At 61.6% G+C, this 25,382-nt stretch carries 24 protein-coding genes and 2 tRNA genes; 22 read left to right on the top strand and 4 right to left on the bottom strand.

The features are described from left to right. The first annotated feature begins 451 nt into the window (after positions 1 to 451). Positions 452 to 664: a hypothetical protein gene (locus GXP70_RS19445; RefSeq protein WP_162358371.1), complete on the top strand. Its 213-nt coding sequence runs from the start codon at positions 452 to 454 to the stop codon at positions 662 to 664. A 130-nt stretch (positions 665 to 794) separates the two neighbouring features. Here the strand turns inward: GXP70_RS19445 and rbsK are convergent, their stop codons facing one another. From rbsK to GXP70_RS19425, 4 genes are all read right to left on the bottom strand, one after another. Then, complete coding sequence (gene rbsK / locus GXP70_RS19440; RefSeq protein WP_162358370.1) at positions 795 to 1,703, bottom strand: ribokinase; 909 nt, start codon at positions 1,701 to 1,703, stop codon at positions 795 to 797. A 256-nt stretch (positions 1,704 to 1,959) separates the two neighbouring features. Continuing rightward, positions 1,960 to 2,036, bottom strand: a tRNA-Pro gene (locus GXP70_RS19435). 9 nt (positions 2,037 to 2,045) lie between these two features. Further along, positions 2,046 to 2,121 (bottom strand) — tRNA-Thr (locus tag GXP70_RS19430). Positions 2,122 to 2,160: 39 nt separating this feature from the next. After that, on the bottom strand, positions 2,161 to 2,745 hold the full coding sequence (locus GXP70_RS19425; RefSeq protein ID WP_162358369.1) for a hypothetical protein: 585 nt from the start codon (positions 2,743 to 2,745) through the stop codon (positions 2,161 to 2,163). 257 nt (positions 2,746 to 3,002) lie between these two features. Between GXP70_RS19425 and GXP70_RS19420 the strand changes: the two genes are divergently transcribed. From GXP70_RS19420 to GXP70_RS30345, 21 genes are all read left to right on the top strand, one after another. Beyond that, entirely contained in the window at positions 3,003 to 3,890 is an 888-nt protein-coding gene (locus GXP70_RS19420) for a phytanoyl-CoA dioxygenase family protein (protein WP_225442481.1), read from the top strand. 142 nt (positions 3,891 to 4,032) lie between these two features. After that, positions 4,033 to 4,863, top strand: a complete 831-nt coding sequence (locus GXP70_RS19415) for a helix-turn-helix domain-containing protein (RefSeq protein WP_162358368.1) — start codon at positions 4,033 to 4,035, stop codon at positions 4,861 to 4,863. 48 nt (positions 4,864 to 4,911) lie between these two features. Continuing rightward, positions 4,912 to 5,583 (top strand): PspA/IM30 family protein, encoded by a 672-nt coding sequence (locus GXP70_RS19410; RefSeq protein ID WP_162358367.1) that lies wholly within the window; start codon positions 4,912 to 4,914, stop codon positions 5,581 to 5,583. Positions 5,584 to 5,760: 177 nt separating this feature from the next. After that, on the top strand, positions 5,761 to 6,165 hold the full coding sequence (locus GXP70_RS19405) for a DUF350 domain-containing protein (protein ID WP_162358366.1): 405 nt from the start codon (positions 5,761 to 5,763) through the stop codon (positions 6,163 to 6,165). 52 nt (positions 6,166 to 6,217) lie between these two features. Next, on the top strand, positions 6,218 to 6,724 hold the full coding sequence (locus GXP70_RS19400) for a DUF4178 domain-containing protein (RefSeq protein ID WP_162358365.1): 507 nt from the start codon (positions 6,218 to 6,220) through the stop codon (positions 6,722 to 6,724). Positions 6,725 to 6,738: 14 nt separating this feature from the next. Beyond that, on the top strand, positions 6,739 to 7,479 hold the full coding sequence (locus GXP70_RS19395) for a DUF4247 domain-containing protein (RefSeq protein WP_162358364.1): 741 nt from the start codon (positions 6,739 to 6,741) through the stop codon (positions 7,477 to 7,479). Positions 7,480 to 7,747: 268 nt separating this feature from the next. After that, the gene (gene lplT / locus GXP70_RS19390; RefSeq protein WP_162358363.1) at positions 7,748 to 8,968 is read left to right on the top strand and encodes a lysophospholipid transporter LplT; all 1,221 of its coding nucleotides are present in this window, start codon (positions 7,748 to 7,750) and stop codon (positions 8,966 to 8,968) included. Beyond that, a complete protein-coding gene (locus GXP70_RS19385; protein ID WP_162358362.1) occupies positions 8,965 to 9,747 on the top strand; it encodes a phosphotransferase family protein in 783 nt (260 codons plus the stop codon). The genes lplT and GXP70_RS19385 overlap by 4 nt, the downstream gene beginning before the upstream one ends. Beyond that, entirely contained in the window at positions 9,734 to 10,318 is a 585-nt protein-coding gene (locus GXP70_RS19380) for a DUF4269 domain-containing protein (protein WP_162358361.1), read from the top strand. Before GXP70_RS19385 ends, GXP70_RS19380 begins: the two co-directional genes overlap by 14 nt. Before the next feature lie 609 nt (positions 10,319 to 10,927). Beyond that, positions 10,928 to 11,713 (top strand): tyrosine-protein phosphatase, encoded by a 786-nt coding sequence (locus GXP70_RS19375; protein ID WP_162358360.1) that lies wholly within the window; start codon positions 10,928 to 10,930, stop codon positions 11,711 to 11,713. Between the two features lie 20 nt (positions 11,714 to 11,733). Further along, on the top strand, positions 11,734 to 12,489 hold the full coding sequence (locus tag GXP70_RS19370; protein WP_162358359.1) for a YveK family protein: 756 nt from the start codon (positions 11,734 to 11,736) through the stop codon (positions 12,487 to 12,489). Then, positions 12,476 to 13,180 carry a CpsD/CapB family tyrosine-protein kinase gene (locus GXP70_RS19365; RefSeq protein WP_225442480.1) on the top strand — a complete coding sequence of 235 codons (705 nt, stop codon included), beginning with the start codon at positions 12,476 to 12,478 and terminating at the stop codon, positions 13,178 to 13,180. The genes GXP70_RS19370 and GXP70_RS19365 overlap by 14 nt, the downstream gene beginning before the upstream one ends. 22 nt (positions 13,181 to 13,202) lie before the next feature. Further along, on the top strand, positions 13,203 to 15,035 hold the full coding sequence (locus tag GXP70_RS19360; protein ID WP_162358358.1) for a polysaccharide biosynthesis protein: 1,833 nt from the start codon (positions 13,203 to 13,205) through the stop codon (positions 15,033 to 15,035). Between the two features lie 68 nt (positions 15,036 to 15,103). Next, positions 15,104 to 16,474 (top strand): flippase, encoded by a 1,371-nt coding sequence (locus GXP70_RS19355; RefSeq protein ID WP_162358357.1) that lies wholly within the window; start codon positions 15,104 to 15,106, stop codon positions 16,472 to 16,474. 18 nt (positions 16,475 to 16,492) lie between these two features. After that, a complete protein-coding gene (locus tag GXP70_RS19350; RefSeq protein WP_162358356.1) occupies positions 16,493 to 17,821 on the top strand; it encodes a polysaccharide pyruvyl transferase family protein in 1,329 nt (442 codons plus the stop codon). Next, positions 17,818 to 18,954, top strand: coding sequence for a glycosyltransferase family 1 protein (locus GXP70_RS19345; RefSeq protein WP_162358355.1), 1,137 nt, complete (start codon positions 17,818 to 17,820; stop codon positions 18,952 to 18,954). The genes GXP70_RS19350 and GXP70_RS19345 overlap by 4 nt, the downstream gene beginning before the upstream one ends. Further along, positions 18,944 to 20,413 carry a hypothetical protein gene (locus GXP70_RS19340; protein ID WP_162358354.1) on the top strand — a complete coding sequence of 490 codons (1,470 nt, stop codon included), beginning with the start codon at positions 18,944 to 18,946 and terminating at the stop codon, positions 20,411 to 20,413. The genes GXP70_RS19345 and GXP70_RS19340 overlap by 11 nt, the downstream gene beginning before the upstream one ends. Before the next feature lie 110 nt (positions 20,414 to 20,523). Further along, the gene (locus GXP70_RS19335; RefSeq protein WP_162358353.1) at positions 20,524 to 21,129 is read left to right on the top strand and encodes an acyltransferase; all 606 of its coding nucleotides are present in this window, start codon (positions 20,524 to 20,526) and stop codon (positions 21,127 to 21,129) included. Positions 21,130 to 21,174: 45 nt separating this feature from the next. Continuing rightward, positions 21,175 to 22,470 (top strand): glycosyltransferase family 4 protein, encoded by a 1,296-nt coding sequence (locus GXP70_RS19330; protein WP_162358352.1) that lies wholly within the window; start codon positions 21,175 to 21,177, stop codon positions 22,468 to 22,470. Continuing rightward, entirely contained in the window at positions 22,467 to 23,504 is a 1,038-nt protein-coding gene (locus tag GXP70_RS19325) for an NAD-dependent epimerase (protein WP_162358351.1), read from the top strand. Before GXP70_RS19330 ends, GXP70_RS19325 begins: the two co-directional genes overlap by 4 nt. Positions 23,505 to 23,564: 60 nt before the next feature. Then, positions 23,565 to 25,373, top strand: coding sequence for a sugar transferase (locus GXP70_RS30345; protein ID WP_162358350.1), 1,809 nt, complete (start codon positions 23,565 to 23,567; stop codon positions 25,371 to 25,373). The last annotated feature ends 9 nt before the right edge of the window (positions 25,374 to 25,382 follow it).

Genomic DNA, 25,382 nt, shown 5'->3' with positions numbered 1-25,382 from the left:
CCTTTGTAGTACTACGGTTTGTAGTCCCACTGAATGTGATAAACTCCGCCACAGGTGACGGCTGCGCAATCGTACCAGCCTCATAATGAGAGAAACACCTATAAGTAATGGATGATTCGAGCAAGCTCGTAACATCGTGAGCCTTCGAGCTCGAACCGATCCAATGGCCGCATCGCCGGCGGGGACTGCTCCAACCGTTGCGACCCTGCAATCTTCATGACGGCTGGGTCACTGTACGTCCGGCGAAGCAAGGAAGCGGACAGGAGATCCGCTATATCGGCCGATGAGCTTGTTTTCGATGCTATTCGGGGATATTAGCGGATCCTGTGTCCGATCGTTAACCCCAAAAGTCTGATTTCGTCAAAATAAAGGAACCTATGTCCGCTAGACCCGGAAGAAGGCGATCCTTTCAACACCTAAGGCGTCGAACTTTCCCGGGCAGCCTGAGGCGATGCAGCAGCTGCATCGCCTGTTCGACGAGGAAGAGAAGTACGCCGTACGGTCGAGAGGAGACGGCGCTGCTCGCGTGGCGATCAAATTGTTAGGGAAAGGATTCGCAAGACCGCGAGTCCACAGGACCGCAGGGCTGCTGGCCCGCAAGCCTGCAAGACAGCAAGTCCGCAAGCCCGCGATACAGCGAGACAGCAAGATCGCGAGTCCGTAAGTCCGCGAACCGCAAGCCCGCGAGTCCACAGGACCGCAGGGCTGCTAGCTCGCAAGCCTGCAAGCCCGCAAGCTCGCAAGTCCGCGAACCGCGAACCCGCGAACAGCGAAACAATCGGATGTTCTGAAACCTACTCCAAATCCGACAGCGCCGGCATGCCGTCCTGCGCGCCGAAGACGGTGACCGAATGCGACGCGGCCTTAACGGCCAGCGGCAGCGTCCGTTCAAGCTCCCAGCCCGACGCGAGCCCGAAGCATAGCGCGGCGTTGAAGGAATCGCCGGCGCCCGTCGTATCGACGACGCTCACAAGCGGAGCGGGAACCGTGACGATCTCGTCCCCGGCCAGGCAGGAGATGCCGTGCTTGCCGCGCGTGACGATCAGCGTCTGCTGCGGGAACCGCTTCTTCCATGCATGCATCTGACCGAACAATTCCTCTTCGGTCGATGCGGAGGCGCCGCAGTAGAATTCAAACTCGGTCTCGTTCGGCGTGAAATAGTCGCCGAGCCCGAGCTGCTCGTCCGTCAGCGCAGCCGCCGGGGCGGGGTTGATGATCGTGGGGATGCCGGCTTCGCGGGCGATCCGCAGCGCCGCTTCCACGGCCGGCAGCGGGATTTCGAGCTGTACGATCAAGGCGTCCGCGCCCGCGATCATGGAGGCGTGGGCCTGGATTTGTTCCGGCGTACACTTCCCGTTCGCGCCGGGCACGACGACAATGCAGTTGTCGCCTTCCGTATGCAGGATGGTGGCCGTACCGGTCGGAACGTTCTCCAGGACGGCGATCGCTGCCGTTCCGACGCCGAAGCCGTTCATCCGCTCCAGAATTTGCGCGCCGAAGCCGTCATTCCCGACAGCGCCGATCATGTCGACGTTCGCGCCAAGCTTGGCGCAGCCGACCGCTTGGTTCGCGCCTTTCCCTCCGGATATGTAATGGATGTCGTCCCCTTGCATCGATTCGCCCATGCGCGGCATGCGCGGCATGGAAATGACGAGATCCATGTTCAAACTGCCGACGACGGCGATGCGCGGTTTTCGCGTCATATGAATCATCCTTTGCGGTATAATAGGATAGTGGTTACATAGCGAATGCATTCCGACTATACCACGTCCCAAAAAAAACCGTCAATGGCGGAATCCGCCGATCGACAGCGTGCCGGACTGCTAGCGCGCTGATTAAATAGACAAAGAGAAGCACGAGCGAATCGCTCGTGCTTCTCTTTTTATGGCAATCGTATGGCAATCGTATGGCAATCGTAATGCCGTTAATGCCGATCGGGAATCGGCGAATGTTCGCGCATGGTCGGGACGACACGATTCGAACATGCGACCCCCTGGTCCCAAACCAGGTGCTCTACCAAGCTGAGCTACGTCCCGAGATGAAGATGGTGCCGGCGATAGGAGTCGAACCCACGACCTACTGATTACAAGTCAGTTGCTCTACCAACTGAGCTACACCGGCTAGCGTGTTCTGAACACAAATGAAATATTAACATAATCATCAAAAAAGATGCAACACTTTTTTGATGATTTTATGAAGGCGCGCAGACAGCGGCCGATTGTCTAGCGACGACGATGCGGAAGAGCGCGCGGCGGAAGGCTCGGAAGCTGCGCGGGAGGCGGCGAAACGCGTATTCTCCCAACGCATGAGACCGTCCGCATCGATGACGAAGCCGAACTTGGCATAGAAGTAACGCAGCCGGTCGAGATGTTCCCGATGCTCCGCCTGCTGCATGCGGCCTTCAATATAGGCGACGCCTTCCCGCTCGGCAAGCAGGAGCAGCTGGCGCAGCATGATGGAGCCGAAACCGCGGTTGATCTTATCGCCGAGGATGCGGATATATTGCAGATACCAGGCGTTGACGGGCGCGCCTTCGACCGGCGAGACATGAAGGGAGAGATCGTTCACATGCCGTTTCGTCGCGGTTCCGCCGGCGAACAGAATCCGGGCGTAGAGATCGAGGCGTCCGGCAGGCGAATAGAGGATGACGGTATCGCCGCCTTTCGCTTCGGCAACGCCGTGCACGCGGCATCCGTCCTGAAGAAGGACTACGATATGAGTTTCGATCAGCGTCTCCGTAGCCATAGCAGCCAGCCTCCCCTATGCGAAGCGATCCGCTTGCCGCGCCATGCGCCATCCTTGACCCGCCGGCAGCCGCGCAAGCTCTCCATGCGCTTGGTACAGCTTATTACTGAACGTTAGCAGACATGCCGGCGAAAGCGCCCGCGCTTTGTGCCGTTTTGGGCAAATGCCGTCTCGTTTTATGCAAAGACATGCCCGCATCTTCGTCGTATACTGCACGTAAGCACGTATCGGTAATAATCCTGAACGGAGGCGGAACCATGACGGTGCATGTAATAATGGGGGAACGCGAGCTGGAGCTGGAAGGACCCTACTTGACGCAGTTGAAAGAATCGAACGATATTTTGAACGACGAGCAGGCGCTTCGCGAACGGCTAAGAGAGGACGGATACTTGTTCATTCGCGGGTTTCATGACCGGGATCGGGTGCTGCGGGCGAAGCTGAGCTTCCTGCAGCGGATGGCCGGGCAGGGCAAGCTGGCCGAAGGCACCGCGATCGAGGACGGCATTATTAATGAAGCGAATCGGGGCGCGTCGTTCCAAGGGAGCGAACGGCAGCCGCAGGAGCTGCTGGACGTCGTGAACGGTCCGTCGACGATGAAGTTCTTCGATCGCTTCCTGGGCGGAGAGAGCATGACGTACGACTACAAATGGGTCCGCGCCGTGCAAACGGGCGGCTTCACGGGGGCGCATTACGATATCGTATATATGGGGCGCGGAACGACAAACCTATACACGTTATGGACGCCGTTGGACGATATTCCCTACGAGCTCGGCGGGCTGGCGGTACTGCTCGGCTCCCAGCATTTCGATCGCATCCGCGAAACGTACGGGCAGATGGACGTGGACCGCGACCGGGTCGACGGGTGGTTCACCGACGATCCCATCGAGCTGATCGAGAAATACGGCGGCCGCTGGGCGACGGCGCAATTCCGGGCCGGCGACGCGATCATCTTCGGGATGTACACGATGCACGGGTCGCTGACGAACCGGACGAACCGATACCGCCTCAGCGCGGACACGCGTTATCAGCTGAAATCGGAGCCGGCGGACGAACGTTGGGTCGGCGCGAAGCCGAAGGGGCATTATGCCTGGCATTCCGGGGCGACGGTCAAGATGGAAGACGCCCGTGCCAAATGGGGCGTATAGCAGGCGGCGGGCATTCGGCCGGCGGGCTGCAGATCGATGGGCAAAAGAGTCTTTCGCGGCCTTGGCCGTTATCGAAAGGCTCTTTCTTGCTTTCGTCCGCTATGGTAGATTAAGGGTAAACAGCCGGAAGGAGAGGTCGCCCATGCAAATGCCGCATGCGAAAGGCTCCTTCGTAACGTATCGTGCCGGCTGGCATATGGGGCCGCATGCGCATGCCACGTTCGAACTGTCGGCCGTCCTGGAGGGGAGCGGAACGTTCCTGTGCGGCGCGGGCAGCTATCCGCTGCAGGCAGGGCATATTGTACTGATTCCTTCCGGCGTGAGCCATGATTACCGCAGCGATGCGCCGATCCGCTTCGGCGTCCTCGAGGCGGGCGGCATGCCGGACCGCATCAACCGGCTGATGGCGCGTCTGGCGCCGGATCGCACCCCGCGCCTGCTCGCGCTATCGCCGATCGCCTTGTCGCAATACGAGGATTTATACAGGCAATGGCTTCGCATGATTTCGCAGCCTTTAATGGAAGAAGCGGCCTGCCTCGCGGCGTGGGTGGAACTGCTGTTGCTGTTCCTGCTCCAGCACCAAGGCAGCCGGGGCATGAGCCTGTCCGTGGCGTCGGCAGCCGACTACATACGCGCCAGCTTGGACAAGGAGCTGTCCATCGGCGAGCTGGCGAAGGCGTGCAGGCTGTCGGAGTCCGCGTTCCGTTCCGCCTTCAAGCAGGCGTTCGGCCTGTCGCCGAAGCAGTACCAGCAGCAATGCCGGATCGAAGAGGCGAGATGGCTGCTCCGGTCGACCGGCAAATCGGTGCAAACGATCGGCAGCCTGATCGGCTTCGCGTCGATCCATGCGTTCAGCGGCTGGTTTCAGAAGAAGGAAGGCGCCTCGCCGACGGATTGGCGCAAATCGCAGCAAGGGATGAACGGAACGGCAGCCAAAATTATTGAAACGCAATCCGCCTTATCGCCGTATTAGGTAACATGAACGCTGACGAACAGCATAATATCAAGGAGGAACCAAACCATGTCCGTATTTAAACGCTTGCGCGACCTGACTTTATCGAACGTATATGCCCTGATTGAGAAAGCCGAAGATCCGATCAAGCTGACGGATCAATACATCCGCGACATGCAGGAAGACCTGGAAGACGCCGAGAAAGCGGTAGCCGCGCAAATCGCGATCGAGAAACGATTCAAGCAGCTGTACGAAGAACAGGATGCGCTCGTACAGAAGCGCAACGAGCAGGCGCATACGGCGGCATCCATGCAGAACATGGAGCTGGCGCGGCGCGCGCTCGAAGAGAAGAAAGCGGCCGAACAGAAGCGCGACGAGTACAAAGTAAGCTACGACTCGAACAAAGCATCAGCCGATAACCTCCGCGCGAAGCTGAGCGAGATGCGCGACCAGCTGACCGAGATGAAGAACAAGCGCGAGACGCTCGTCGCCCGCTACAAAGCGGCCAAGGCGCAAGCGGATATTAACAAGGCGATGACGGGCTTCAGCTCCGACACGGCGATGTCCGGCCTGAAGCGGATGGAAGAGAAGATGCTGCAAGCCGAAGCGCAAGCCGAAGCAAGCAACGAAATGAACAGCAAGGGCAAATCGCTGGACGACGAGTTCGAGGCGCTGGGCAAGAACAAGGCCGTTGACGACGAGCTGGCGGCGCTCATGAAACAATACGAGAAAAAAGAATAAATTCGTCGTATACTAGTCGTATACGATCGGTAACTATCCGCAGTTGTTGGCTTGTGGAAAGAACGTCTGCCGGCATGGATCGCAAGGCTTTCTCCGCCTCCATCCGCCCTAGGACGTTTTTTCTTTGCTCTGGCCAAGCTGCGGATCAAAGACGATGACGATGGAGGCTAAGTGCGCATGAATTTGGATCAAATGCTCGGCATTCTCGTGTGGACCGGAGCGGGCGCGGTGTTGCTGATCGTGCTGATGGCAATCGATTCGCTCTTCACCCGGTACAAGGATCTCGAAGAAATCAAGAAAGGCAACGTGGCGGTGACGACGCGCTTCATGATGAAGCTGCTCGCGCAGGCGTATATCTTGTCCCGCTCGATTGCGACGTCGGACGATCTGTGGGAAGCGCTGGCCGTGTCGGCGATATCGTTCGTTATCCTGCTGCTCATCGAAAGCCTCGTCGAATTCGCCCTGCGGGCCGCCGCTGGATTGGATCTGACCGAAGGCACCAGGCAGAACCGGATCGCGACGGCGCTGTTCGCCGGTTCGCTGCACGTCGCCGGCGCGCTGATCATCGGAGCCTGCCTGTAAGCGGCGGGCGATGCCGGCCCTCCGCAAAATTGACGCATAAGGAGCTATCGCCATGGGAATTTTCTCTCGTATTAAAAATATTATCGCGAAGCCCGAGCCTCCTCTCGTCGAGAAGAGCATGCTGACGATCGGCCCCGGCGACGTCTGCGAAATCTCGCTGGTCACCTATCAGGTCATCGGCAGCGTGCAGAACCGCCAGCGCAATATCGTCGTGCTCACGCTGCAGGACGGCTCCGCTATCCGCTACTTAACGATCGAAGAACGCGAGCGCACGCTGTTCGCCATTTACGAACCGATCGACGGCCGGCTGGATTCCGTCGAGGAAGTGCCGACGGAGCTGGAGCTGGACAACCGGGTCTATCATATGGAAGAGCAATATTCCGGCTTCGTGTCCGCCAACGGCAAAACGCCCTTCGTGCATGCCGGGGAGCAGTACGTCTGGCAGTACCAGTCGGACGATCAGAAGCTGCTCCGCATCGAATGGCAGGACGGGCGGTTCATGCTGTACGAAGGGGAAGACGTGCTTCCGGCTGATGTCCGCGTTCTCCGCGGAACGTAGGGAGGGGAAGCCGAATGCGAAGCAAAGGGACTTATTGGCTTAAATTGCTGCTCGTCTTCTCGCTCGTCTTACCGCTGCTGGCGGCATGCGGCATCGACCAGAAGATCGAGGAGCAGTATCCGCTCGAATCGGTGAACGGCAGCGGTTCGAGCACGTCTTACGTATACCGCGCGGCAGGCGTCAGCGTACCGGAAGTCGCGAAGGCGCTCGCCGATCAGCAGAAGCCGGAGCAGCAGTCGACAGAGGCGAAGGATCGCATGTTCCTCGTCTACTCCAACCGGATCATCCATCTGCAGCAGGATGCCGAGAAGCCGGAAGACACGCTGATCGAAGTCGACTCGAAGGAATACGTGCGCGAGAATTACAGCTCGAGCTTCCTGGAAGGCTACTTGCTGGCCAGCTTCCTCGGCAGCTTGTTCGATAACGGCCGATACGGCCACGGGACGTATCGCGGTTATGAGGAACGCGGAACGTACAAGCCGACGGGCGGCAGCTACCATGCGCCGTCGGCGCAGGAGAAGAAAGCCGTTCCGCCGATGACGGTAACGCGAACCGGCTCGATATTCAAGCGGTCGAAGAACGCCGATTCGACGACCAAATCCGGATCGGGCGGCGCGCTCAGCAATCCGTCCAAAGGGAAGATCACGCGGAATGACGGCAGCGGCGGCAAGAAGTCGAGCAGCTGGTTGACGCCGCGCAAGTCGACGAAGCCGAAGACGCGGGTCGGGTTCGGCAGGGTGTCCAGGCGACGATGAAGCCGGTGCACTACCAAGGCCGAGACTCGGCGTAACGGCAAGCGGAGACGGATAACAACGGTATGCGGAAGCGCATAACGGCAAGCGAACTTCATACAGGTAGGGCAAACGGGAGAACGGCAGCGAACCGACGGTTCGGGCGCCGTTCTTTTTTTGCATGCAAATCGGGTTTGGCCTTTAAGCGCGGACGGGCTTTGAGGTATGATGGGGAAGTCATGATTTTTGGGAGGGCCGTATCGAATGGCCGTACATAAGGAAGGGGATTGGAATGAAACGTTGGTTGTCGCCGCTGAATACGGTCGTGCTGACGCAGTTTTTGAGCGCGTTCGCGGATAATTTGAATTTTTTTCTGATCGTGGGGATGGTGAAGCGCCAAGGCGTGGACAATCCGGATATCGCGGTCAATTACATCCAGATTGCGTTTCTGGCCGCTTATGTCGTCTTGGCGCCGATCGTGGGCGCGTTCGCCGATAAGAAAGCAAAGTCGAACGTGCTGCTGCTCGGCAATGCATTGAAGGCGGTCGGGATCGCCATGCTGCTGTTCGGACTGCCGCCTGCGCTGTGCTATGTCTTCGTCGGCATCGGCGCGGTCGTCTACTCGCCGGGGAAATACGGCATTCTGACCGAGCTGACGAGCACGGAGAGCGAGCTGCTGCGGGCTAACGCGAAGGTGGAAGGCTCGACGATATTGGCGATTCTGCTGGGTACGGTGGCGGGCGGCTTCCTCGCGCAAAACTCCGACCTGCCGGCGATTCTTACCTGCCTCGGCGTCTACCTCCTGTCGCTGCTCATGACCTTCATCATTCCGGCGCGCGAGGGCAACGCCGAATTGCGGTACGGGAAGGAAGCGATGCAGTTTCTTCGCGACTTCGGCACGATGTTCCGCAATCCGCGGGCAAGGTTCTCGCTCATCGGCACCGGCTCGTTCTGGCTGACGGCGGCGGTGCTTCGCATTGCGCTGATCGCCTGGCTGCCGCTTAACCTCGGCATCACCGATACGGATCAGCAGTCGATGATGATCGGCATTACCGCAGTCGGCGTCGTCGTCAGCGCCTTTCTGACGCCGAAGCTGGTACCGGCGGGCAAGCTGCACCGGGCGTTCTTCTACGGGCTGTTCATGGTTGCCTCGGTCATGCTCGCCACGATGACCTACGTGCTGTGGCTGACGATCGTGCTGCTGTTCCTGATCGGCATCTTCGGCGGCATCTTCGTCATTCCGCTGAACACGATGCTGCAAGAGGAAGGCAAGTCGACCATCGGCTCCGGCAAGACGATCGCCGTGCAGAATTTCAGCGAAAACATTCTGACGGTGACCGGGTTGCTGATCTATCTGACGTTGGCTCAAATGAACGTATCCGTCAACGGCTCCGTCATCGGCATCGGGCTTGTGCTGCTCCTGTTCATTCTGTTCCTGGGGACGCAGCTGCCGAATATTACGGGCTCCCGCCGCAAGCATCGCAACGGCATGCGATCGGGGGATGATCAATGAAGGCGGCCGACATTCCGGCGGAGATAGTGAGCGCAATCGGGCCGGTCATCCGGATGCGGATGCCGATTCAAGGGCATACGTCCGCGGTGGCGCATATCAGCACCGAGGCCGGCGAGTTTATCGTAAAGCGATGCGATCGCCAGCCGTTCCGCGATTGGCTGCGGAAGGAGCATCGTCATTTATTGCTGTTGCAGCCGAGCGGCTTGCCGATACCGCGCGTTTGCGGCTTCTACGACGAGGATGAGGCGGGCGCAAGCTGGCTCGCCACATCTTATATGGAAGGGATGCGGCTGAGGGAGTATCTGGCCCAGGAGCGGAACGAGTCGAAACGGGCGAAGGCGATTCGCAGCTACGGCGCGCTGCTGCGGGCCATTCACGGAACGGCAGCTCCGGCCGCGCTGACAGGCCAAGGCGATTGGCTGACGAACATATTGCGGGAATCGGCCTGTAATTTGGCCCGTTACGAGGTCGACGGCAGCGCCGAGCTGCTGGCCGAGCTGGAACGTTCGCGGCCGGAGCCGATCCCGGGCACGCTAATTCACGGTGATTATACGATCGATAACGTTATTGTGCGCGAGGATGAAGCCGTTGGCGTCATCGACTGGGGCGGCGCCGCTTTCGGCGATCCGCGCTACGATATCGCGCTCGCCATCAGGCCGAAGACGAACGCGTTCGAGCAGGCGGAAGACATCCGGCTGTTCTATGAAGGCTATGGGTTGAGGCGAATCAGCGAGCATGAATTCCATTATTTCGAGGGCGGCATTTATGCATTCTTTTAATGAAGGAACGGATTGGACGAACCTGTCGTACTTGCAGCGGGGCAGCGCCGTGCAGGCCGAAGTGTTCGCGCTGCTGACGAAGCATCGGGTGATGGACAAGCTCGCGGCGTACGATCCCGTGCTGGTCGGCACGGTACCGATCGGCATTGAAACGCCGGCAAGCGATCTGGATGTCATTTGCCGCTATGCGGACGCGGAGCGGTTCGAGTCGGAGGTGACCGAGAGATTCGGAAGGGAAATCGGCTTCGGCTGCCATCGGTCCGGGACGGGCGGCAGCGAGTATATCACGGCCAATTTCATGCTGGAACGTTGGCCGGTCGAAATTTACGGGGCGAGGCTTCCGGTACGGGAGCAGAACGGATACCGCCATATGGTCGTCGAAGCGAGACTGCTGGCCCTGCTCGGCGAAGCATTCCGGGAGCGGATCGTGCGGCTGAAGTACGAGGGCGTGAAGACGGAGCCGGCTTTCGTCCGGGTTTTGGGCATCGATGGCGATCCTTACGAAGCGCTGCTCGCCATCGAGTCGTGGAGCGACGAGCTTCTGCAAGCGCTTCAGTCTAAGGAAGCATAAAGATTGCATTAATAAATACTAAAGAAGCCTTTCGTCATGCTGCATCCGCAGCAGGATGAAAGGCTTTTTGGCATGCGCGAAAGGGGACCGAAGCCTGCATTTCGCCCGGTTTGTAGGACAGGGGAACCGAAGCGCGCCTGAAAACGGGCATATCCTCCATCGATTGCAGGCGGTCCTCGCGCTGCTTCGCTGTACCTAGCCGATCGCTAATTCATACCGGAGACCTTGTTTCGTTTGCCCGCGGGAAACTTTTGCGCCTGTTTGTACCGGGACGGCTTCCACAGGGAAACGGCAGCCAGGCCGCTCGGGAGTAAGGGAGTCGGCTTTATGAACTGTAAGTAAATTGTAATACTTTTGTCAGATCACTTACTTTTATTAAGAAAATAATTATTGTGCGAATATTTGCTGAAAACAGATAATAAATGGTTGAATATGGAAATTAATTTGTCGAATTTGTGAATAAGCGTAGGAGTTACAGCATATTCGTAGATCTGAAAACACGAACGGACGCCTAATTGAAATTATTACCTTCTTCCCTGATCGGCTTTTTGGCATTGTGACATAATCTAATCGTGCTCAAAACGACAACGTCCCCCATAGGAGAGATCCATGATCGACATGCATTGTCATTTGCTGCCTGGGCTCGATGACGGCCCGGATCACCTGGAGGAAGCTGTGGAACTGGCAAGGCGCGCCGCCTACGACGGCGTGACCGCAATTATCGCAACGCCCCATTACCGTCCCGGCGCGTACGAGACCGATGCCGGCCGCATCCGCCGGGAAGCGGAGAACATGAACGCCGAGCTGCGCAAACGCAGAATTCCGCTGATCGTTCAGCCGGGCCAGGAGATCCGCGTCTACGACAATCTGGTCGCGGATCTGGAAGCGGGCCGGCTGCTGCCGCTCGGCAAATCCGCGTACGTGCTGCTGGAGCTTCCGTCCTCGCGCATCCCGCTGCGGATCGAAGACATGCTGCACGAGCTGCGCATCGCGGGCTGGACGCCGATAATCGCGCATCCGGAACGCAACGCGCAAATCGCCGCCGACCCGAGCCAGTTCGAACGGCTCGCCGATTACGGAGCGATGGCGCAGCTGACGTCGCACTCGCTGACCGGCCGATTCGGCAAAGCCGTCAAAAGCGCCGCGCTGGAGCTGTGCAGGCGCAATCTGGTGCAGACGATCGCTTCCGACGCGCATAACGCAACGACAAGACCATACGAATTGCTCGCCGCGCACGACATCGTCGCGGCCAAGCTCGGAAGGGCGCTGTCCGCCGCTTACGAGCGCAATGCCCGCGCCGTATGGCATGACGCGCCGATGGAGCGGAGCAATCTGCCCGAGCGGCGCAGCGCAATGTCGCGGCTGCTCGCGAAGCTGCCAACATTCAAACTATAAACGACGGAGGGATTCAACTCTTGAGCATCGATCTGGATTTGCGGCATTACTTGTCCATCATACGCAAGCGGGTGTGGCTGCTTGTCGCCATCGTCATCGTCAGCACATCCGCGGCAGGCATCGTCAGCTACATGTATTTGCAGCCGGTCTATCAAGCGTACACGAAGCTCATCGTCAATTCCGCGAACGACAAGCCGGGCATGCTTCAGCTTGATTTGAACGCGATCAATACGAATATCAGCCTCATCAACACCTACAAGGAAATTATCCGCACGCCGGCCATCATGGACAAAGTCGTCGCCCAGCATCCCGAATTCGGCGTGACGGCGGACGATCTGATGCGGGGCATCAATTTCACGTCGGTCAACGGCACGCAGGTCGTCACGCTATCGTACGCCAGCACCGATTACAAATTGGCCGCGCGCATCGTCAACGCGATATCGGTCGTGTTCCAGGCGCAAATCCCGAGCATCATGAAGGTCGATAACGTATACCTGCTCCATATGGCGAACGAGAACAAGCAGCCGTCGCCGATCAAGCCGAACCCGAAATTGAATATGGCCATCATGTTCGTCCTCTCGTTCATGTTCGGCATCGGCCTCGTGCTGCTGCTCGATTACTTCGACGACCGGATCAAGTCCGAAGCCGACGTGGAACGGTACTTGGGCTTGCCGACGCTCGTGCAGATTCCGTCGATCCGGCAGGTGGATCTGCGCGGTACGCGCAAGACGAAAGCGACTTCGAAAGGGGAGGAACAATCGCGTGCAGCAAACTAAACCATTCAACGTGACAAGCGGCCGGCCGATCATTACGGACCTGAATCCGTTGTCGCCGATTTCGGAAGCGTACCGGACGCTGCGGACGAATTTGCAATATGCCGGCGTCGACCGCTCGCTCCAGCTGCTCATGGTCACCTCGGCGAGCCCGCGGGAAGGGAAGACGACGACGATCAACAATTTGGCCGTCGCCTACGCCCAAGCCGACAAATCGGTGCTGCTGCTCGATGCGGACTTGCGCAAGCCGACGGCGCACCAGACGTTCCAGCTGTCCAACCGGTGCGGCTTGACCCATGTGCTCGCGGGGAACGCGGCGGCCCGCGAGGCGGTGAAGGAGACGCATATCCGCAACTTGAGCGTCATGCCTTCGGGCTCGATTCCGCCGAATCCGTCCGAGCTGCTCGCCTCGCGCAAGATGGATCTGCTGCTGGACGAGCTGCGGCAAAGCTTCGATCTGGTGCTGATCGACACCCCGCCGGTGCTCGCCGTCAGCGATGCGCAGATCATGGCGTCGCGCTGCGACGGCGTATTGCTCGTCATCAACGCGAGAAGCGGGAAGCGGCAGCATGCCGCGAAGGCGCGCGACGCGCTCCAATTCGTGCAGGCCAAGATCGTGGGCGTCGCGCTGAACCAGACGGCTGCGAGCGAATTAAGCGGCTATTATTCCTACACGCAGGCTTCGGCCGAATGAAATCGAGGAGGTAGTAAGAGTCATGATTTCCGCTTATCGGACGCATTTATTAATCGCGCTTGACGTATCCGCCATCGTCCTCGGATCGGCGTGCGCGTTCCTGCTGCAGACCGGCGATCCGCTGCAAACGTACGGCGTCGCGATGCCGCTGCTCTACATGCTGCTCGCCGGCGCGCTCGGCGTGCTGTGCATGTTCCGCTTCCAGCTGCACCGCCGGATCTGGCAGTATGCAGGGGTCGGCGAACTGGTGGCCATTCTGGTCTCCGCCGCCGTTACGGCCATCGTGCCGTTCTTGGTCGCGAACGCCGTGTTCGGCTGGGAGCTTCCGGCGCTGCTGCTGCTGCATCACCTGACCGCCATGATCTTCCTGATGGCCGGTCCGCGGCTCATGTGGCGCGCCTTCTGCGATTACTTCGGCACCTGCCGGCGCCGCCAGAGCCAGGGCCGCACCCGCGCCCTGATCATCGGCGCCGGCAGCTGCGGCTCGCTGATCGCGAAGGAACTGCTGCAGAACGAGATCGCGCGGACGGTGCCCGTCGGATTCATCGACGACGATCCGTACAAGCGCAGCTTGTCGCTGTACGGCTTGCCCGTGTTCGGCAGCCGCTGCGACATTCCGAAGATCGCGGAGCGGGAATCGGTCGACGAAATTATCATCGCCATGCCATCGGCTTCCAAGGCGCAAATCTCCGCCGTGATCAATGTGTGCAAAGGAACGAAGGCCCGGCTGAAAATCGTGCCCGACTTGAACGAGATCATGCAGGGGCGCAGCAGCGCGGCCCGCGTCCGGGACGTGTCGGTCGAGGATTTGCTCGGCCGCGATCCGATTCGGACGGACCTGGAGCATATCGCCAATTACGTGGAAGGCAAGACGGTGCTCGTCACCGGCGCCGGCGGCTCCATCGGCTCGGAGCTGTGCCGCCAGATCGCGCCGTTCGCGCCGCGGCAGCTGCTGCTGCTCGGCCATGGCGAGAACAGCATCTACTCGATCGAGATGGAGCTGCTCGCGTCTTGTCCGGGCCTCGTCATCGAGACGGTCATCGCCGACGTGCAGGACCGCAAGCGGATGGAGGACGTCTTCGCCAAGTTCAGGCCGCAGGTCGTGTTCCACGCCGCCGCGCACAAGCATGTGCCGCTCATGGAGCGCAATCCGTCGGAAGCGATCAAGAACAACGTGTTCGGCACGAAGAACGTCGCCGAGTGCGCGGATCAATTCGGCGCCGAGCGGTTCGTGTTCATCTCGACCGACAAGGCCGTCAATCCGACGAGCATCATGGGCACGACGAAGCGCATCGCGGAAATGTATATCCAAAGCTTGGACAAGCACAGCAAGACCAAATACGTGGCCGTCCGTTTCGGCAACGTGCTCGGCAGCCGCGGCAGCGTCATACCGCGCTTCAAGGATCAGATTCTGAAAGGCGGCCCCGTAACGGTGACGCATCCCGAGATGGTGCGGTACTTCATGACGATCCCGGAAGCCGTCCAGCTGGTCATTCAAGCCGGCGCCTTCGCGCAGGGCGGCGAAATCTTCATTCTCGACATGGGCAAGCCGGTCAAGATCTACGACCTGGCCGCGGATTTGATCCGCCTGTCCGGCTTCGAGCCGCATGTCGACATCGACATTCATTTCAGCGGCATCCGCGAAGGCGAGAAGCTGTACGAGGAGCTGCTGACGAGCGAGGAAGGGCTGACCTCCACGATGCATGACCGGATCTTCGTCGGGAAGCCGATGCAGATCAACCGTTCGGAGCTGGAATTCGAGATTCGCAAGCTGGAGCAGGTGCTCGGCCGCCAGCCGGCCGAAATTCGCGCGGTGCTGAAGCATCTCGTCCCTTCGTACAGCAACGCGTCGTAGGGAGAACGGAATAGAACGTTGAACGAGATTGGCCGCAGCCAACAATCGCAAGGGTGGTCGTACACAACATGGCAAATGCACAACGGCTGGACGCGCCCGCCGTACCGTCATCGGCGCCGGCGAAATCGTCGGCGAGGAGGGCGCTCGCCAAAGGCGGCAGCCTGACGTTCCTGATCAATGTCAGCGGCATGGGACTCGCGCTGCTGATGCAAATCGTCCTGGCCCGCCTGCTCGGCGCGGCGGGATACGGCACCTTCGCCTATGTGACGACGGTGACGACGTTCATGATTTTTCCGGCGAAGCTGGGCTTCGATACGACGCTCGTCAAGCTGGTGTCCTCGTACAAGGCCAAGGACAATTGGCCGCTCATCAAAGGCTTGCTGCAGCGCGCCAACCAAATCGGCTTCGTGCTGTCGCTGATCGTCATGGCCGTCGGCCTGGCGGTCGTCGCCATCCGCAGCGGGGGCATGACGGAGCAGCAGATCGTCTGCTACGCGGCGGGCATGGTCACCATCCCGCTGCTGACGCTCGCCACGCTGCGGCAGAGCGCGCTGCAGGCATTGAAGGATGTGCTCTTCGCGCAGATGCCGGAGAAAATCATCCGCCCGATCCTGACGATCGGCCTGCTGGCGCTCGCAGTGCCGCTGCTCGGCACCGGAGCCGGCGCGGGCACGGCGATGATCTGCTTCGCCGCTTCGCTCTTCGTCTCGTACGTCATCGGCGCGGTCGTGCTGAAGCGGCGGATCGGAAGCCGGCTCGCGGCCGTCGAGGCGCAGTACGAGACGCGTTCCTGGACGCGGCTGTCGCTGTCGCTCATGGTGAACGCGGGCATGTACCTGATTCTCGGGCAGCTGAACGTGCTGCTCATGGGCGCGATGGACAGCGAGACGGCGTCCGGGTATTTCTCCGCCGCGGTGCGGCTGGCGACGCTCGTCGCCTTCGCCCGGACGGCGATCAACATGACGGCGGCGCCGCTGCTGTCGGAGACGTACGCGAAAGGCGACCGCGAACAGCTGCAGCAGGTGTGCACGGCTTCGGGACGGGCGGGCTTCGCGTTCGCCGTCGTCGTCTGCGCGGCGTTCGCGATCGGCGGCAAGCCGATCCTGACGCTGTTCGGACCGGGCTTCGCGGACGCGTACCCCGCGCTGCTGCTCATGTCGGTCGGCCAGCTGTTCGGCGCCTATTGCGGCCAGAACGGCACGCTGGCGACGATGGCCGGGTCGCATAATTTGTTGACCCGGGTGCTCGCGGGCTCGACGGCGTTGAACGTCGTCATGAGCGTGGCGCTCATTCCGGTCATCGGCATGACCGGGGCAGGGCTCGCCGCCTGCTGCTCGACGATATGCTGGAACGGCATCATGGCGGTCGTCGTCGTGCGGAAGTACGGCATCATCACCCCGGTATGGCTGCCGTCCTTCGGCGGCAAACGGAAGAATTGAAGAGGAGTTGACGTTACCATGGCTACCGTGCTGCTCGCCGGCGTACCGAAATCGCCGAATTTGGGTGACGGCCTCATCGCCAGGACGCTGACCCATATCATTCACATGCAAGGCAAGCACGACGTAATCCACTTCGATATTACGCAGGGCGAAGTCGAGGAGGAGAACGCGGCTCGCATGGATCGCCCAAGCCTGCCGCGGATCAACGACGCCGGCTTGAAGAAGCGGGCGACGCCGGACGGTCTGCGGATGATGAAGGCTTATTGGATCCACCGAAGGAAGGACGCGGCCGTCGGCAGGCCGCTCAAGGCGCTCGTCGCCAAGTGCGACGCGGTGTTCCTCGGCGGCGGGCATCTGCTGATCGACACGTACCTGACGTTCCCGCTCGCGGTGAAGCGCGTCGCGGACGAGGCGCGGAGGCAGGGCAAGCCCTTGCACATCGTGCTCGTCGGGGCGCGCGGCCCCTGGAGCGCGCCCGCCCGCGCCTGGTTCCGCCGTGCCTGCAGGTACGCGACGACGATCACGCTGAGGGACGAGGAATCGCGGAGGTTTCTGCTCGAGAAGGACCCGTCGCTTGCGTCCAAGACGTTCGCGCTCAGCGATCCCGCGCTGTTCACGCGGGAGACGTTCGAGGCCGCGCGGCTTGGCGTTCGCGAAGCCGCTGCGGCCGCGGACCGCGAATTCGGCGGCGTGCCGGCGGCGGGCATGCACGGCGCGGAGGCGGCCGCGTCCGCCGGGAGCGTCGCAACGGCTAACCGGCGCGTCGCTGCCGGCCCGCGTGCCGCGACGGCGGCCGCAATCGCCGAACGCCGCATCGTCGGCCTCGGCATTATGGACCCGAACGAGCTGAAGCGCGCCTCCGCGCATCGCTGGGAACGGGAGACCTGCGCCGATTGGTGGCGCGACGCGGCGAAGGCGCTGCTCGCGCAAGGCTTCGAGGTGCGGGTGTTCACGAACGGCGCGGCGACGGACAACGGCTTCGTCGAGACGTTCGTCAAGCCGCGCTGCGAAGGGCTGCCGCATGTGAGCTTCTATCCGTATCCGTCCTCGGTGGACGCGCTCTACCGCCAGCTTGACGAGTGCGACGCCGTCATCGCGCAGCGGCTGCATGCCTGCTTGCCGTCGGCGGCCATGCTGAAGCCGACGTACGCGATCGTATGGGACAAGAAGCTGAGCGATATATTCACCGACCTGGGGCTTGCCGACAAGCTGGTCGACTTCCGCGATCCCGCCGCGCAGGCGGTCGCGGCGATGCGGCTGGATGCCGAGCCGAGCGCGACGTTCGTCCGGAAGATGCTCGGCAAGAAACAGGAAATCTACGAACAGATCGGGAGAATGCTGCCATGACCCACAAAATCAAAGTGCTGCACGTCGTCGGCAAAATGCATCCCGGCGGCATCGAGACGCTGCTTATGAACGTGTACCGGCAATGCGACCGGGAACGGTTCGAATTTCATTTTGCCGTACAGACGGACGAGAAGGCGTTCTACGACGACGAAATTATCGCGCTCGGGGGCCGGCTGCTCCGGCAGCCCCATCCGAAGGACGGCCTGTCCGCCTTCAAGCGGACGCTTGCGGCCAATATTCAAGCGAACGGGCCGTACGCGGCGGTGCACAGCCACATTTTCGCCTTCAGCGGCTACGTGCTGGCGATCGCGCGCGAGCTTGGCATTCCGGTGCGCATCAGCCACAGCCACAATGTCCAGTCCGGCGGCCGCGCCGCCGCGAAGTCGTTGAAGCGCATCGCCTACAACGCGTACATGCGCAGCTTGATCCGGCGGAACGCGACGTATATGCTGGGCTGCTCCAAAGCCGCCTGCGAATCGCTCTACGGCGCGAATTGCTGGCGGGACGGCCGCGTGATGGTGTTTCCGAACGCGATAGCGGTCGAGCCGTACGCTTCGCTGCCGCCGGACCGGCGGCAGCTGCGGGCGAAGCTCGGCCTGCCGCAGGGCGACGCGCCGTTGTTCGCGCATATCGGGCGGTTCGCGGAGCAGAAGAACCATGCGTTCCTGATCGACCGCTTCGCCGAATTCGCCAAGCGCGAGCCGGGCGCGGGGCTGCTGCTCGTCGGAGACGGGCCGAAGCGGGAGGAGATCGAACGCAAGGTGAAGGAGCTCGGGCTCTCGGAGCAGGTGGCGTTCCTCGGGCTGCGCAGCGACGTGCCCGAGCTGCTCGGCGCCGTAGACGGCTTCGTCCTTCCTTCCTTATACGAAGGGCTCGGCATCGTGCTGATCGAGGCGCAGGCCGCCGGAATTCCCTGCCTCGTGTCGGACGCCGTCCCGGAAGAAGCGGATCTGAGGCTCGGTCTGTTCGCGAAGCTGAAGCTGACGGACGATCCGGCGCAGTGGGTGGACGGCTTCCGCCGGCTGGCCGCCTCGACGACGCCGGAATGGCGGTCGCGGCTGGCCGCGCTCGACAGGCTCGGCTACAACATGACCGCCAGCGTACGGCGATTGGAGCAGCTCTATGGCGGGTAACGATTTCGCGGCGGCCGGGAAGCGGAGCTGGCGGCAAGCGGACGGACGCGGGCAAATGCATGCGGGCAGCGATCGGCGCGGAGCGAAGCAAGCGGGCGAAGCGGCGGGCATGCCTTACCTGCCTGGCCGGCGCAGCCCGCTCCCGCTCGAACCGGCCGCGGCCAGGATCGCGCTGCATCATCCCGCGCTGGCCGCGATGTATCTCGTCATGCTGCTGCTGCTCGGGAAGCTGTTCTTCGGCCTGGACGAGAAGCTTGGCATGGTGGCGTTCTTCGCGCTGCTGATCCCGTTCTTCTTCTTCCTGCTCCGCTGGCCGAATACGCCGTTCGCGCTCTTCGGCGGCCTCGGCGTCATGCTGCTCGGCAAGCTGGTGTATGCGGCGACGATGAATCCCGTCGGCGGCCCGGATTCGATCCATTATTTCGAGCAGGTCAGCACGTTCCAGCGCTTGTCGGATTTCATGCCGTACGCCTGGAACCACATCGTGACGCAGTGGATGAACATATCGGCTTACCCGATGTTCGGTCTGGTGTACATGCCGTTCTTCAAATGGCTGGACATCGAGGATTCGCTGCCGATTATCATGCTGAACGGCCTGCTCCTGCTGCTGCTCGTCAACGGCGTCTACCGCATGAACGAGAGCCGGTTCGCGTACGAGCTGCCGGAGGGCAAGCGCAGCCGGTTCCATGCCTATGTGATTTTCGGCCTGCTGGCGAGTCCGTCCTTCATGCTGATGTCGTCGATGTTCGCCAAAGACGTGCTGTGCGCGCTGCTCGGCGCCTACGGCGCAAGCCTGCTCATGCGGCGGAGGTACGTGCTGTTCGTCCTCCTGCTGCTGTATGCGACGGGGCTTCGCGATTACGCGGTCATCTACACCTTCGGCTTCTACTTCTTGTACCGGCAAAAGTTTCGCACCGCCCTTGCGGTCATGGTTGCGGCGATGGGGCTGCTCGTCATGCAGATCGGCCCGCTCGGATTGATCAACGCGAGCCTGCTCGTCGTCTATCTGTTCCTGAGTCCCAATCCGCTCAATCCGGGCAACTGGGACAGCGAGCTGCTGCTGCGGACGCTCGAAGCGCTGATCATGACAGCGGGGCTGGTCGTCAGCGCGCTGAACTTTCTCCGTTTCAAGGAAACGAGGCCGTTCTACGCCGTCGCCTTCGTCGTGCTGTTCACCTACGCCTGCACGCTCGTGCTGGTCGGGTACGTCACCGTTACCGAGCGGGATCTGGATTACGGCGTGGGCACCGTCGGCGACAACATGGTCCGCAAGAAGCTGCCCGTTCTTCCGCTGCTGTACGTCTACCAGGCGTATACGTTCGTATGGGCGGCGAGATGGTTCCGCCGATGCGGCAGGCAGCCCGGGAATCGCGGCGCGAACCCGAATGGGAGCCTGCCGCCCGGCAAAATGCAGCCCGGTCAGGCTATTAACCCGATTTATCGGAGCGGAAAAGTATAGATGATAAGAAGCGGACGACGACCGGCAAGCCGTTCGCTCAACTGCCGGATTGCCGTACGGCCGGACCGAGGCCGGGCATCGCTTCATGAGAACGAAAAGGGGGAATTGCCATGCGGGGCCGTGACTTATTCGTTTCCGCCAAACCGCTGTTGAACGCTGTTTCCGGCATGCTGCGCCTCGTGCCGAAGCCGCTGCTCGTCTGGGCGTGGCACCTGACGGACCTGCTGCCGGAGCTGCCCGGCATTGCCGCGCGCTATACCATTCTCAAACGGCTGGCCCGCAGCTGCGGCGACAACGTGCTTGTCGGCCGGGGCGTGGAAATCCGCTATTGGGAGCGCTTGTCGATCGGCTCCAATGTCAGCATTCATAAGCAGTGCTACGTGGACGCTTACGGCGAAGTGCTGATCGAGGACGACGTATCGATCGCGCATCAGACGTCGATCGTGTCGTTCCAGCATACCTGGCAGGATCCCGGACTGCCGATCCGGGACAATGCCGTCGTCACCGGCATGATCTGGCTGCGCCGCGACGTCTGGATCGGCTGCGGCTGCCGGATTTTGGCGGGCGTCACCATCGGCAGCCGCTCGGTCGTCGCGGCCGGCGCGGTCGTGACGAAGAACGTCGGCTCGAACACCGTCGCGGCCGGCGTGCCCGCGAAGCCGGTGAAGCAGCTCGGCCCGGAGCTTAAGCCGCAGCATCCGAGGCAGCACGGTTAACGGCCGCGCGCAATCGTTGAATTCAGGAAGCGGGAGGGAACACGCATGCATGTTGTTTGGGCGCATGACCATACGTTTTATTTCAATGAAACCGGGAAGTTCTATTCCGGCGGCAAATTGCCTTACGCCGTCTGGGAGCGGTATTTGGGCGTCTTCGATTCCATGACGGTCGCCTGCCGCGGACAGCGCACGTCCGCGGATGCGGATATGAAGGGCAAGACACTGTCGAGCGGCCCGAACGTCGATTTCCTCGTGCTGCCGTCGCTCAGCAACCCCGTCAACAAGCTGACGAAACGCGGAATCGTCGAGCATAGCCTGCGGGAGGCGATCGCCAAGGCGGACGCCGTCATCGCGCGGATGCCGAGCGAGCTCGGGGCGGAAGCGATTCGGGTCGCGCGTTCGCTCGGCAAGCCTTTTGCCGTGGAGATGGTCGCCTGCGCGTGGGACGGATTGTGGAATTACGGCAATGCGCAGGGCAAGCTGTACGCGCCGTTCTCCTTATGGAAGACGCGTTCGCTCGTCAAACGGGCGCCGTACGGCATTTACGTGACGGAGAAGTTTCTGCAGAAACGGTATCCGTTGTCCGCGCAAGGCGTGGAGGGCTCCTGCTCCAACGTGGAAATTCCCGCGGTTTCGCCGGACGTGCTCGACCGCCGCTTGAAGCGGATCGCCGCCGGCAAGGGGACCTGGAATCCGGATCGTCCGTTCCGCATCGGCATGATCGGTTCGCTGAACGGCAAGACCAAGGGCATCGATACGGCGCTGCGCGCGTTTGCCCGCGTGCAGTGGGAGGAGCTGCCCTCGTTCGAGTTCCATATTCTCGGCGACGGATCGGCAGACCGCTGGCGGTCACTCGCGGAGAAGCTCGGCATCGGGAGCCTCGTGAAGTTCTGCGGCGTGCTGACGAGCGGAAGCGCGGTGTTCGAATGGCTGGACGAGCTGGATCTGTACGTGCAGCCAAGCTTCCAGGAGGGGCTGCCGCGCGCGACGATCGAGGCGATGAGCCGCGCTTGCCCGGTTCTCGGCTCGACGGCAGGGGGCATTCCCGAGCTGATCGGCGCGGAGTGGCTTCATAAGCCGGGCGGCTATAAGCAGTTCGCCGAGCATTTGGGGCTGGCGATCGGCAATACGGCCTGGATGAAGGAGCAGGCGGAGCTGAATTTCCATACGGCGCAGAAGTATACGAAAGCGAAGCTCGACCAGCAGCGGCGCGCCTTCTGGGAATCGTTCCGCGACTATGCGGCGACGTTCGCGAACGGCGCGGAAGCCGGCGCGACGGCGAATAACGGCGGGCAAGTGTACGTCAAGAACGACAATGCGAAGGGAGCGGAAGCGCTATGACCATTCTAGTAACGGGCGCGGCCGGATTCGTCGGCTATCACGTGAGCGAGCGCTTGATGAGAGACGGCTTTGATGTCGTCGGACTCGACAATTTCAACGACTATTACGACGTGCAGCTGAAGCGCGACCGCTTCGGCATGCTGTGCGGCCATCCCCGCTTCGCCGGGGAGGAAGGCGATATCGCCGATTTCATGACGCTGAGCCGCCTGTTCGAGAAGCATGGCATCACGTCGGTCATTCATCTTGCGGCGCAGGCGGGGGTCCGGTACAGCATTACGAATCCGTTCGCGTACCTGGATTCGAATCTGACGGGCTTCGGCAACGTGCTCGAAGCATGCCGCCGCTTCGAAGTCGGGCATCTGCTGTACGCCTCGTCGAGCTCGGTCTACGGCGCCAACGCCTTGATGCCGTTCAGCGTGCACGACAGCGTCGACCACCCCGTCAGCCTGTACGCAGCGACGAAGAAGGCGAACGAGCTGATGGCGCATACGTACAGCCACTTGTACGGCCTGCCGACGACCGGCCTGCGGTTCTTCACGGTTTACGGGCCTTGGGGCCGGCCGGACATGGCGTATTTCAGCTTCACCCGGGATATCGAGAACGGCGTACCGATCAACGTGTACAACGAGGGGCGGATGCAGCGCGATTTTACGTACATCGACGATATCGTGGAAGGCGTCGTCCGGCTCCACGGTCGTCCGCCGCAGCCGGATCCCGCCTGGGATCGCGAGCGTCCCGATCCCGGTTCGAGCTATGCGCCTTACAGAGTGTACAACATCGGCAACAACAAACCGGTGGCGCTGATGCATTTTATCCGCACGATCGAGCTCAAGCTGGGCATCGAGGCGAAGCTGCGGTTCATGCCGATGCAGCCCGGCGACGTGGAAGCGACGTTCGCGGACATCGACACCTTGCAGCGCGAAATCGGCTTCAAGCCGGTAACGGCGATCGAGGACGGCATCGGGCGGTTCGTCGACTGGTACAGGGCGTATTATTCCTCGCGGAGGATGGCGGCCGGGCTGAATGCCAGATGATTGGCCGGGAGCGAGGCATTGCCCGGAATAGAGATCGCTTGAAGGGTTGGGGAGAGCGCGATGAGGAAAGTCGCCCATATTTGTACGTCGGGGATCAGCTACAAAATCCTCGGCGATAAGCTGGCGCTGCTGCAGCAATCGGGCTGCGAGGTGACGTTCATCTCGGCCGGGGACCATCTGGACGCGTCCGTCAGGGGTTCGTTCCCGTTTCAATGGCGGGACGTGCCGATGAGCCGGACGATCCGGCCGCTGCAGGATCTCGCGTCCATCTGGAAGCTGCGGAAGCTGCTGCGCAGCGAGCGCTACGACATCGTTCATACGCATACCGCCAAAGCGGGGCTGATCGGACGCGTGGCGGCGAGGCTCGCAGGCGTGCCGATCGTGCTGCATACGAGCCATGGGCTTCCTTTCTACGAGGGGCAGTCCAAGGCGGCCTATACCGCGTATCGGCTGCTGGAACGTTTCGCCGCCCGGTTCTGCGACGCGCTTGCGTCGCAGAACGAGGAGGACGCCTGGGCGCTGCGCAAGCTGGCGCCTTGGCAGCCGGTCTACTGCGAAGGCAACGGCGTCGACCTGGACAAGCTCGACCGGTTATCGGCCGGCGCGCTTGAACGGCTGAAGCCGGAAGACTTGAAGCAGGCGTACGGCATCCGGACGGATGCGCCGATGCTGCTGATGGCGGCGAGGTTCGAGAAGGTCAAGGATCATGATCTGCTGCTCGACGCGCTCGCATCGCTGAAGCGGCGCGGCGCGCTCGGCTGGGTGACGGTGCTTGCCGGCCAGGGCCCGCTGGAAGCGGATATCCGGAAGCGGATCGAGACGGAAGGCCTGGACGGAGACGTGGCCTTCATCGGCCATCAATCCGATCTGCTGCCGTGGCAGCTGATGGCGGATGCCGTGACGCTGACGAGCGAGAAGGAGGGCATCCCCCGTTCGCTCATGGAAGCGATGGCGCTCGGCAAGCCGATCGTGGCGACCGACGTGCTCGGCACGCGGGAGCTGGTAGCGTCCGACCGCGGCGGAAGCCCGGAAGCGACGGGCGAGCTGGTGCCGTACCGCGACGGGGAAAAGCTCGCCGATGCGCTGGCGCGCATGATGGACGAGCCCGCGCGCCGCGCGCGGCTCGGCGAAGCAGGGCGAAGGCGCGTCGAACGGCAATTCACGGAAGCGAAGGTCGTCTCCCGGCTGCTTGTCATGTACGAGGAGATCGCGCTTCGCAAGCGGCTGACCTCGTCCTGGCGCAGCCGCCTGCAGCGCTTCGTCAAACGGGGCGTCGACATCGCCGCCAGCCTGACGCTGCTCGCGCTGCTCTCGCCGGTTATCGCCCTGACGGCGCTGGCCGTGCGGGCGAAGCTGGGCTCGCCGGTGCTGTTCCGGCAGGAACGGCCGGGCCGGTTCGGCAATCCGTTCTACGTCCGCAAATTCCGGACGATGACCGATGCGAAGGACCGGCACGGCAACCCGCTGCCGGACGAGGTTCGCCTGACGGCGTTCGGCAAGCTGATACGCAAGCTCAGCCTGGACGAGCTGCCGCAGCTGCTGAACGTGCTGTCCGGCGAGATGAGCCTGATCGGGCCGCGTCCGCTGCTGATGGAATATTTGCCGCTCTACACGCAGGACCAGGCGCGCAGGCATTACGTTCGTCCCGGCATAACCGGGCTCGCGCAGGTGAACGGCCGCAATGCGCTTTCGTGGGAGGACAAGTTCCGCATGGATGTCTGGTACGTCGAGCATTATTCGCTGCTGCTCGATCTCCGGATCGCGCTGAAGACGGTGTCCAAGGTGCTGCGCAGCGAAGGGATCCAGCAGGAAGGCCATGTCACGACGACCAAATTCGCCGGAACGCGCAGCTCCCGGGAGGCGCTGTGAACCGGCCGG

The organism is Paenibacillus lycopersici (assembly GCF_010119935.1).
Classification (GTDB): domain Bacteria; phylum Bacillota; class Bacilli; order Paenibacillales; family Paenibacillaceae; genus Paenibacillus_Z; species Paenibacillus_Z lycopersici.
This window is presented reverse-complemented; position numbering and strand designations above follow the sequence as displayed.